Origin of the sequence: Parendozoicomonas callyspongiae (genome assembly GCF_023502345.1) — a bacterium.
In the GTDB taxonomy this organism is placed as follows: domain Bacteria; phylum Pseudomonadota; class Gammaproteobacteria; order Pseudomonadales; family Endozoicomonadaceae; genus Sansalvadorimonas; species Sansalvadorimonas callyspongiae.
In genome coordinates this window covers 23,888-34,007 of record NZ_JAMFLX010000035.1, presented here as the reverse complement: position 1 = coordinate 34,007, position 10,120 = coordinate 23,888, and the positions used below count along the sequence as shown (strand labels likewise).

The window sequence follows — 10,120 nt, the reverse complement described above, 5'->3', positions numbered from 1 at the left end:
CAGCGCATCAGTCGCCACCCTGCCAAACAGGTCCATGACCTGATCCCCCGAAACTGGAAAAAGCGATTCGGGAGTAATCCGTTGAAAACACCTCTGGACAGGTAGGGGAAGTCCCCCCCCGTTGCTCGTCCGTTTACGTTCTTCCTGGGGACAACGGCAACATTGAAAACTTCAGTGCCTTGATAAATACCGGGGTTTACATCCTGATAAACAAATGGCTTGAGTTTATGAACTTTATTGAGGATAGCTCTTATTAGCATCAACGGTCGCTTTTGTTGTTTTTTTGTCCATCAACAAAAAACTATCAAAAGTGAGCCGTTGTTGCTCTTATCTCAAAATCAGTTCATTTTTACCCACAGTTATCCCTGAAGAGCCAAATAGTTGCGGAGTTTAACCAGGCAGCTTTCAGGATCAGCATGGACATACAGTTCAGCCATTACACCCAGATTGGCTAATTCAGACCAGTGAGAACGCAACATTTCGAAATTTTGGGATTTCTTCATGAGTTCCTTTACCGGTCAGGATATTAGCCCGGCAGCGCCTTTGCTTATACGACAGTTATTGTTTTGATTCTATGGGAAGTGGGGGCTGACTGGCTATAGATGGATGACCAGGATCTAATGTAATGCCCGCAACAGCATGAATAAGAAAAGCTGTGCACTTTTTGAATGAAATTATCCCGTACCTGGTGCCAAGAGCTAACCACTGATCGAAAACACATTCTCAATATTTTCCCCTGACGCTTTGCTCGGAAGCCTCAGGGGATTTTTTTGAAAATGCTTTCTTCTGAAATGAAAAGCAGAGAAAGGGAGCTGGTTAATTCACCAGAGAATGAATCTTGGTCTTGATCAAGTCGATTGCAATCTGGTTCTTGCCGCCACGTGGAATGATCAGGTCAGCGTGCTGGCGTGAAGGTTCGATAAACTGCATAAACATTGGACGTACGGTTGCCATGTACTGGCTGATAACAGAGTCCATATCGCGACCGCGACTGACGATGTCGCGCTGCAGACGGCGGGTCAGGCAGATATCCAGCGGAGTATCCATATAGAAACGCAGGTCAAAGGCTTCACGGATAGCCGGGTTCACAAACAGCAGAATCCCTTCAAAGATAATGACCTTGGCTGGTTCTACATGGCGGGTGTTCTTGGTGCGGTTGTGGTCTGAGTAGTCGTACTCGGGAACTTCAATAGACTCACCGTTCTTCAGCATTTTCAGGTGCTCAAGCAGCAGGTCGTGATCCATGGATTCCGGATGGTCGTAGTTAGTCTTGACCCGCTCGTCCATGGTCAGATGCGTTTGATCCTTGTAGTAAGAATCTTCAGAGATCATGCAGACATGTTCACTTGCGAACTCCTTGATCAGAGTTTCTGCCAGCAGACTTTTGCCAGAGGCTGATGCGCCGGCGACCCCGACCAGAATGGTTTTCTGCGACATGAGGCAATGAATCCTGAGTAGTCAAAAAAATGCGCCAAGTATAGAGAGTAACAGACTGCAAGGGCATTGCGCTTTATACATAATCATTAGGCAGTGTTGACATTGCTTGGAAATACATCCCACTCTGGGGTATAAACCTCCCATTTTGCAGCCGGTGTAGCATGAGCAGCCTGACCAATCCCTCTCGTCTTTTATTGCGTAATATCGAAGAACTTGACGTTTCCCGACTGTTGCTGGCTATGCCGCCTGCTGATTCAGTGATTGATGAGCTGGCCGGACTTCCGGAAACAGAAGTTCATGTTTTTACCACGCTGCTTGAAGTGCAGCAGCATGCCCAGCGGTCTCTTTCCCATGAGCATGTGACCTATGCCCATCAGCCCCGGAAGCCAGATGTCTCATTCGATGGCGTTGTTTTGTTTCTACAGAAAAGCCGCCCGTTGGTGGAAGCCATGTTGGAACAGCTGTGCCCGTTGCTTGGCGAGGAAGGTTATCTTCTGCTGGTGGGCGAGAATGGTTCCGGCATCAAGTCATGGAAGAAGCGGTTGGGGCAGTTTGGTGAGGTTGAAGTTGTCGACAGTGCCTGTCATTCTGGTCTTGTTCGCCTTTGTCCGTCGGCTGATATGCAGTCTGGCAAGGGTGATCTGGAGCAAACCACTTTCCAGATAAATGTTGCCGGTAAAGATGTTGAAGTGGTTTCTCTTCCAGGTGTATTCAGCCATGGGCGGCTTGATATTGGTACCCAGCTTCTGCTTGAGACGCTGTCCAGTGAAGTAATCCGGGGAAAAGTTCTCGATTTTGGCTGCGGAGCAGGTGTGATCGGCAGCTGGCTGGGCCTTCGCCACAAGCGGTGTCGCCCCTACCTGCTGGATGCTGATGCCCTGGCTGTTGAAGCTTCCCGTCGAACCTTGGCTTCGAATCAGCTCCAGGGCGAGGTAATTGCCAGTCACGGGTTGTCCGAAGTGAAGGGAAAGTATGACTGGATTATTTCCAACCCGCCTTTTCATGATGGTGTGAAAACCCGCTACGATGTCACGGAAGAATTTCTGCGCCAGAGTCGTGATCATCTGGTCAATGGCGGCCAGCTGCGTATCGTTGCCAATAACTTTCTGCGTTATCGCCCTTTGATTGAGGAGGCATTTGGTCACTGTGAAGAGCTGGCCCGGGGAAATGGCTTTGTGATCTATGGGGCGACGGCAGGCAGAGCCTTCCAGTCAGCATCTTTCTGACACATCCTTCCTTTCCTGTTTTCTACATACTCTTTGGTGTCAGGTTTTTTCTTGGGGAAACCTGACACTTGCCTCTGTGCTTCCCATCAAAATCTCAACCTGTTTGCCTCTTTCGACACCATAAGGCTGTTAATTTGCGGAGCAAAACTCCTCTGCCTATGTTGATGTGTAAAGGAACTGCACAGGTCTTTTGTCTCCTGGTTGGGGCTGGGCGTGAGTAGTGGCTGTTGCGGATGAAGCAGGAACAGGGAGTGGCAATCCGATGCGTTGGGTCGAAGAAGTCATAAGGGACAAAGCTCCCGATCTACTGAACTATCACAACAAGCTCTGGGTCAAGCTGACCAAGAATAATTTCAGTGGCAAGATTGCTCACTGGGCCAGGCAGACCTATGCCAAAATTTCCGACAAAGGAAAATCCATTAAAGAATATCTGCAGGAAACCCGCCTTCGCTTCAGGCGGATGGATCAGCGTAAGGTTAAGATTTATGAGGCGGTCTTCAGTACAGATCATGCTCTGAAGGATCTCGACAAAATGGTCAACCAGGGTAAGGCTAAGCATGTTAAAGAGTTGGCTGATCGAGTGCTTGAAGCCATGCAGAATGAAAAGCTTGAGAAGCAGCTTAGGGAACTGAGCAATAAAGCGACCAAGCGCATGAAAGTTGAGGAGAAGGCTCTTGGTGAACGAGATGCCGGAATTGTACAGAAAACCCGTGAGGCCAATCTCAGAGTTATCGATGAAGATCTAGAATATGCAGACCTTAACAAGCACTGGACTCAGGACTGGTATATCCACAATATGGTTCATGGCCATGGTGGACTGACTGAAGGTATTGCTCAGAAGTTTAGAACTGCAATGAGTCGTGAACCGGGCCGCGTCACCTACGAGCGGCGTGAGGAACTGTTAAAGCATGCTATGAATGAAACCAAGGAGGATCTTGAGAAAGAAGCGACAAGACTCGAGGAGCGTCTGCAGGCTAGAAGGGCCGATGCTGATATTGGCGATCATGCCATTACTCCTCAGCGCTATGACCAGCTAAGAGCGATTGCTGTTGTTGATGCGATTGACCATATCGACCAGTGCCTTGATGATGCAGTAAAACGTACCGAGTTTATGGAGGTCTACCATATTGCTCTTGGCCTCCCTGCATCAATTCGTGGAGAAGGGGTTAATCATAATCGTCGTCGCAGGTTCCGTGCGAGCGCAGGGATGAACCATCCCAAGCCTCCTGCACCCGGTGCGCCAAGTGCACCAAGGACTCAGCCTCCTCCTGATTTGTTGACTTCAAGTTTACAATCGTTTCAGTCGGCTCCCAGTGTAAGAGATTCCGGACTGTTATCGTCCACGCTGAGAAGGCCGCCGCCGGGATATCAGGCCCCACCTGTTTATAGTCCGCCCCTCAGATCGCCAGGTCGAGGCAACAACGACGATGGTGCTGGAACCCTAGTTTAAGAAAGTTAAACAAATGAAGGGCGGTTTTTTTTTGCCGCCTTTCATTTACAACTTGAGGTAGAAGGGCTGAAGCAACTTAACAAATTCAGCAGAATACCCATCTTTTGTATGAATACATATCTCCCTTTCACTGAATGACTCTGCCTGTTTCGAGAATGAGAGGATTTCTCGTGATACCGGCTTTTTCGTGGTTGGTTTCACACTGACTTGGCGCGCAAGTGCTAAACCTTCTTTCTTCATAGCTTCTATCAGGCGACAGTGTTCTGATGACGGAATCAAGACCTGAAACTGTCCATCTGACGTCAGAAGCTTACTGACTGCTTTCCCCAAATCTTCAAAGCTAAGAGTATCGTTATGCCTGGCCTGATGTCTCCTTGGGTCCTCAGATGGAGAATGGTTGGTGAAGAAGGGCGGGTTGCAGATAATCGTATCAAACTTTTCTTGAGTGCTTTTGGCGAAATCCTGAATGGACTGCTGATGCAGTTTGATGCGGTGTTGCCATGGGCTTTTTGCAAAATTGGTTTGTGCTTGTCCTGCTGTCTCACTATCCAACTCAACAGCTGTTATCTGGGCATGACTGCGTTGGGCGGCCATAAGTGATAGAAGACCGGTTCCAGCTCCAATATCCAGAATTGAACCACTTTCTTCCAGCGGGATGACTGCACCAAAAAGGCAGGCGTCTGTAGAAACTTTCATGGCGCAATTTTGCTGGTAGATCGAAAACTGTTTGAAGTGAAAGAAATGGTTTGGCGGCATGTTGTGAGATGTCTGGTCGTGTTCGTAAATGGTCGTTTAATGGTATTAAAATGTGACGTTTAATCTAAATTTTTGGAATTGGTACTATCCAATTACAAAACCTGTCATAGATCAATAAATGTTCATTTTCTAAGGCGTAAGGTTGCCGCAGGATTTAGATACGGTCTGTTACACGCGGGCCAATAATTGCCAAAGAGGAATTGAAATGGCTGCATTTTCTTTCTTTATGCCTCCAGTGAACCACATGGGTGAAGGCTGTCTCGAAGCTGCAATGGACGACATCATCAGCTTCGGTCTTAAGAAAGCTTTGGTTGTTACTGACAAAGTACTGAATGAAATTGGTCTGGTTGCTGACGTTACTGAGCACCTGGGTGCCAAAGGTATCACCAGTGTTATTTTTGATGGTACTCAGCCTAACCCAACCTGCGGAAACGTAGAAGAGGGTCTCAAGCTGCTGAAAGAAAATAACTGCGACTGTGTTATCTCCCTGGGTGGTGGTTCTCCTCACGACTGCGCCAAGGGTATTGCCCTGGTGGCCGCCAATGGTGGTGTGATCAAGGACTACGAAGGTGTTAACAAGTCTGCCAAGCCTCAGCTGCCTCTGATCGCAATCAACACCACGGCCGGTACTGCTTCCGAAATCACCCGTTTCTGCATCATCACTGATGAAGAGCGTCATGTGAAGATGGCTATCGTTGACAAGAATACCACTCCAATCATGTCTGTTAACGATTCCGAGCTGATGAAGGGTATGCCAGCATCCCTGACCGCTGCAACCGGTATGGACGCCCTGACTCACGCTGTTGAAGCGTATGTTTCCACTATCGCTACTCCGGTTACTGACTGCAACGCACTGAAAGCTATCGAGCTGATTGGTCAGTTCCTGCGTCGTGCCGTAGGTAATGGTGCTGACTCCGAAGCCCGTGAGCAGATGGCTTACGCTCAGCTGATGGCTGGCATGGCATTCAACAACGCTTCTCTGGGTTACGTTCACGCTATGGCTCACCAGCTGGGTGGTTTCTACGATCTGACTCACGGTGTTTGCAACGCAGTTCTGCTGCCTCACGTTTCCCGCTACAACGCCCGCGTTCGTCCTGAACGTATGGCTGATATCGCCGTAGCTCTGGGCGAAAACGTTCACGGCCTGACCGACGTCGAAGCTGCTGAGAAGGCTCTGTCTGCCATGCAGCGTCTGTCTGCTGATATCGGCATTCCTGCCGGTCTGACTCAGCTGGGTGTTAAGGAAGAAGACTTCGAAACCCTGGCTACCAATGCTCTGAAAGATGCATGTGGTCTGACCAACCCTAAGCAGGCTACCCTGGAAGAAATCATCGAGATCTACAGCGCAGCCATGTAACAGGCCGCTGGATTGACTGTGATACCAGAAACCGGCCCTTGTGGCCGGTTTCTTCTTTTCTGAGGCTGGCAAGAATCAGTCTGTCATTGCTTGAAAGCCCATCTTTCACCTAATAAAAACTAGTTTCTTTCACTGGAGTGTTTAGGTGCTTAAGCCTAACTGCTTTTGTAAGTATTCGGTGAACCCATGTCATATCCCGAGTTTTCAAGGGCTGTAGCAACATAGTTACTTCGTACCAAAAAAGAACTCCTCTGGTACCAAGGGATTGCGAGCTCAGCAAATGGGTTCACCGAATGTTTACCTGCTTTTGTAGTTATCTAAGTCTATGTATCTGTTTTTGCAGATAATTGCAGATCCTGCATAGACCTTATTCCCTAGTGAAAAGGTATTTCTACGACTGGAAAGTGACCGTGAATCACGCCAATCCCTTATACGAATGCTTGATTGAGGTCAATACCTTTTCCGCAATATTGATTATGATTCTCATTAACAAACAGAAAACCAAATGATTCGCAGGCTGCGAAAAAACATTTTGGTTTTTGCTAAAGCGAATGCTTCTCATTTTCGCTATAGTCACCACTTATTTTCGGTATCAGATACCGGAGTGAATGCCTCAAGGAGTTTCTGATGACAATGACACTGGGCGAGCTGGAGGTTGGCGATACTGGCCGTATCTCTGGCTATGCTGGCGGTGGCGGTTATCGCCGACAGCTGCTGGCCATGGGGCTAACCCCAGGTATTAACCTGAAAGTCGTACGACGCGCCCCCATGGGTGATCCGGTTGAGCTGGAGGTTAGAGGCTTCAGTCTGAGCCTTCGTCGCAATGAAGCCCAGTGTGTACTTGTAGAAAAGAAGGAGTCTTGCTGTGACACAGGCAACTGTTGCGGTTCTCGGTAATCCGAACTGCGGGAAGACCACACTCTTTAACGGTCTGACTGGAGCAAAACAACAGGTTGGTAACTGGCCTGGCGTGACTGTCGAGAAAAAGACCGGTTTCTATGATTTCAAAGGCCAGCATGTTGAGCTGGTAGACCTCCCCGGAACCTACTCCCTGGATGTTGGTATCGGCCAGACAGCAATTGATGAAAAGCTGGCCCGTGATTACGTTCTTGCCAACGAGGCAGATCTCTATATCAATATTGTCGATGCTGGCAATATCGAGCGTAATCTTTATCTGACTACACAGCTGCTGGAAATGGACCGCCCTATGATGGTGGTTCTGAACATGATGGATGTGGCTGATGAGAAGGGTATCAAGATTGATGTTGATGCGATTGCCAAACAGCTGGGATGTGCCGTTGTACCCGCTATAGCCAGCAAGTCCAATGGTCTGGAGCCGTTGAAAGAAGCCATCTTCAGTTATCTGGAAGGGCGTAAAGATCAGCGGATCAATGTCACCTATACCCCCGAGCTGGAAACAGCCCTTTCTCAGCTGGCACCTGCTGCAGAAAGTGATGCCAAAAAGCTGGATGTCGATTCTCGCTGGCTCGCCAGTCGTTTGCTGGAAGGTGACCAGAGCCTTGAGCGTCTGGTGACCAAGGATGTGATGGCAGAGGTCATTGGTGCCCGCAATGAGCTGCATGCCGCCAATGATGAAGAAGTTGACATTCTTTTTGCAGACGCGCGCTACAAGTTTATTGACAGCTTGATCTGCGACGCTGTGCTTCGTAGCCAGAACGTCAGCCAGTCTGTGACTGCCAAGATTGATTCCATCGTACTGAGCCGGGTGTTCGGCCTGCCGATCTTTTTCGGCATTATGTACCTGATGTTTATGTTCTCCATCAATATTGGTAGTGCCTTTATTGATTTCTTCGATATTCTGTTCGGAACGGTGTTCGTTGATGGCCTGCGCCATGTTATGGAAGGCTGGGGAGCTCCTGAATTCCTGACCACGATGCTGGCCGATGGTATTGGTGGTGGTATTCAGACGGTATCGACCTTTATTCCTGTTATCGCTTGCCTGTACCTGTTCCTGTCTCTGTTAGAAGACTCCGGTTATATGGCGCGTGCAGCCTTCGTCATGGACCGGGCCATGCGTGCTCTGGGTCTACCGGGCAAAGCGTTTGTTCCTGTAATCGTTGGTTTTGGCTGCAATGTACCAGCGGTAATGGCGACGCGTACGCTGGAGCATGAGCGCGACCGCAAACTTACTATCCTGATGAACCCGTTTATGTCCTGCGGTGCCCGACTGCCAGTGTATGCACTGTTTGCAGCGGTATTCTTCCCGGAAAGTGGTCAGAACGTGGTTTTCGCCCTTTATATTACCGGTATTCTGATCGCCGTCCTGACAGGCATGATCATGAAGAAAACCCTGTTACCGGGTGAGTCCACTCCCTTTGTTATGGAACTGCCCCGTTATCATCTGCCGACATTTAAGGGAATGATTCTGCGCACCTGGGATCGCCTGAAGTCCTTTATTGTCCGTGCCGGTCAGACGATCGTACTGGTTGTTGCGGTTCTGGGTGTTCTTAACTCCCTGGGTACTGATGGTTCTTTCGGCAACGAGAATACTGAAAAGTCTGTACTCAGCCATATCGGTCAGAGCATTACCCCGGTCTTTGCCCCAATGGGTCTGAAAGAGGATAACTGGCCAGCGGCGGTCGGTTTGTTTACAGGTCTGTTTGCCAAGGAAGCTGTTGTGGGAACTCTGGACTCCCTGTACACCAATATCGCAGATGAAGGTGGGAACGATACTCACTTCAGTCTGATGGGTGGTATTGCAGAAGCTTTGGCAACCATTCCGGAAAACCTGTCTGGTATCGTTGATACCCTGGCCGATCCTCTGGGTCTGGATGTTGGTACAACCGATGACATTGAAACCGCAGCCGATGAGCAGGGTGTCAGCACGGGTACCTATGAAACCATGCGTACCCAGTTTGGCAGTGAGGCTTCCGCATTTGCCTATCTGTTAATGATCCTTCTGTATGCCCCCTGTGTTGCAGTAATGGGTGCCGTCAACCGTGAAGCTGGCCGTGCCTGGATGTGGTTGGTGGGTGCCTGGTCAACCTATATGGGGTATACCGCTGCGACTGTTTACTATCAGACAGTCACCTTTAGCCAGCACCCTGGTACCTCTACCAGCTGGTTGGTAGCAATGGGTGTAATTTTCGTTGGAGTTATGGTGGTTCTGCGCAGAGCAGGTCAGCGAGAAACTCAAACATCTCAAATGACAGGAGCTGTTGGTGCTAAGTGATATTCGCCGCTACCTGATGTCACGGGATCAGGCCAGCCTCTATGAGCTGTCCAATCGCTTTAATGTTGAAGAGAGCGTGATGTCAGGGATGTTGAGCCACTGGATTCGCAAAGGGCAGGTGACCAGGTCACAGGCTCCGTGCGACAAGGCTTGCGGTGGATGTGATAAGGCAAATGTCGGAGAGTGGTATTGCTGGGTCACCAGAAAGGAAGCCACAGGTATGATCTCATTTGCCTGCACTAAAGACTAACTGCTGTCAGCCTCCGCCTCGGCCTATAGGGTGAAGCAGGGGTAGAAAATAAAGCTGTCGCAACCTTTCAAGGGGCGACAGCTTTTTCTTTTTCTTGCGCGGCTTGGCCGTCGACTCATCTTCTTCAGAGAGCTTCTCTTTCTGGTTATCTTCCCTGCTTTCTTTGGTCACAGCTGGCAGAGCATCTGCTTTCACCACGGATTCTGTGATTTGCCCCTCGCTACTGTCGTTACAGGAAGAGGAAATGGAGTTGTCTTCTGTGACTGGTTCAGTAGGGCTTTCCGCGAGTTTCTCGGACATGGGAGCAAGGGCGCAGGCCTGCAGGCTGGCACAAAGAATGGCTGCTGTGGCAAGCCTCAGCAGTGGCAGAAGTAATGGCGTGGTAACTCCAGTCATTTATTGGTGCTTGGCCGAATTAGATAGACGAGTCTAGGCCAAAGGAAGAAAGTCA

Annotated in this window: 10 protein-coding genes; 6 read left to right on the top strand and 4 right to left on the bottom strand. The window is 49.4% G+C overall.

Annotated elements, in window-relative coordinates; genetic code table 11:
* Nucleotides 1-359: 359 nt before the first annotated feature.
* Both M3P05_RS18350 and udk read right to left on the bottom strand, forming a co-directional pair.
* Nucleotides 360-503: a hypothetical protein gene (locus M3P05_RS18350; RefSeq protein ID WP_249701549.1), complete on the bottom strand. Its 144-nt coding sequence runs from the start codon at nt 501-503 to the stop codon at nt 360-362.
* A 313-nt stretch (nt 504-816) separates the two neighbouring features.
* Nucleotides 817-1,437, bottom strand: coding sequence for a uridine kinase (udk, locus tag M3P05_RS18345; RefSeq protein ID WP_249701548.1), 621 nt, complete (start codon nt 1,435-1,437; stop codon nt 817-819).
* A gap of 161 nt (nt 1,438-1,598) precedes the next feature.
* Between udk and M3P05_RS18340 the strand changes: the two genes are divergently transcribed.
* The gene (locus M3P05_RS18340; protein WP_249701546.1) at nt 1,599-2,663 is read left to right on the top strand and encodes a methyltransferase; all 1,065 of its coding nucleotides are present in this window, start codon (nt 1,599-1,601) and stop codon (nt 2,661-2,663) included.
* Nucleotides 2,664-2,883: 220 nt separating this feature from the next.
* A complete protein-coding gene (locus M3P05_RS18335; protein ID WP_249701545.1) occupies nt 2,884-4,113 on the top strand; it encodes a hypothetical protein in 1,230 nt (409 codons plus the stop codon).
* A 45-nt stretch (nt 4,114-4,158) separates the two neighbouring features.
* On the opposite strand, the gene M3P05_RS18330 is transcribed toward M3P05_RS18335, so the two are convergent.
* Nucleotides 4,159-4,869 carry a tRNA1(Val) (adenine(37)-N6)-methyltransferase gene (locus M3P05_RS18330; protein ID WP_283777869.1) on the bottom strand — a complete coding sequence of 237 codons (711 nt, stop codon included), beginning with the start codon at nt 4,867-4,869 and terminating at the stop codon, nt 4,159-4,161.
* Nucleotides 4,870-5,074: 205 nt separating this feature from the next.
* Between M3P05_RS18330 and yiaY the strand changes: the two genes are divergently transcribed.
* From yiaY to M3P05_RS18310, 4 genes are all read left to right on the top strand, one after another.
* The gene (yiaY, locus tag M3P05_RS18325) at nt 5,075-6,226 is read left to right on the top strand and encodes an L-threonine dehydrogenase (RefSeq protein WP_249701543.1); all 1,152 of its coding nucleotides are present in this window, start codon (nt 5,075-5,077) and stop codon (nt 6,224-6,226) included.
* A gap of 627 nt (nt 6,227-6,853) precedes the next feature.
* Entirely contained in the window at nt 6,854-7,123 is a 270-nt protein-coding gene (locus tag M3P05_RS18320; RefSeq protein WP_249701542.1) for a FeoA family protein, read from the top strand.
* Nucleotides 7,092-9,419, top strand: a complete 2,328-nt coding sequence (feoB, locus tag M3P05_RS18315) for a Fe(2+) transporter permease subunit FeoB (RefSeq protein WP_249701541.1) — start codon at nt 7,092-7,094, stop codon at nt 9,417-9,419. The genes M3P05_RS18320 and feoB overlap by 32 nt, the downstream gene beginning before the upstream one ends.
* Nucleotides 9,409-9,669 carry a FeoC-like transcriptional regulator gene (locus tag M3P05_RS18310; RefSeq protein ID WP_249701540.1) on the top strand — a complete coding sequence of 87 codons (261 nt, stop codon included), beginning with the start codon at nt 9,409-9,411 and terminating at the stop codon, nt 9,667-9,669. Before feoB ends, M3P05_RS18310 begins: the two co-directional genes overlap by 11 nt.
* A 6-nt stretch (nt 9,670-9,675) precedes the next feature.
* On the opposite strand, the gene M3P05_RS18305 is transcribed toward M3P05_RS18310, so the two are convergent.
* A complete protein-coding gene (locus tag M3P05_RS18305) occupies nt 9,676-10,065 on the bottom strand; it encodes a hypothetical protein (protein WP_249701539.1) in 390 nt (129 codons plus the stop codon).
* Between the last annotated feature and the right edge of the window lie 55 nt (nt 10,066-10,120).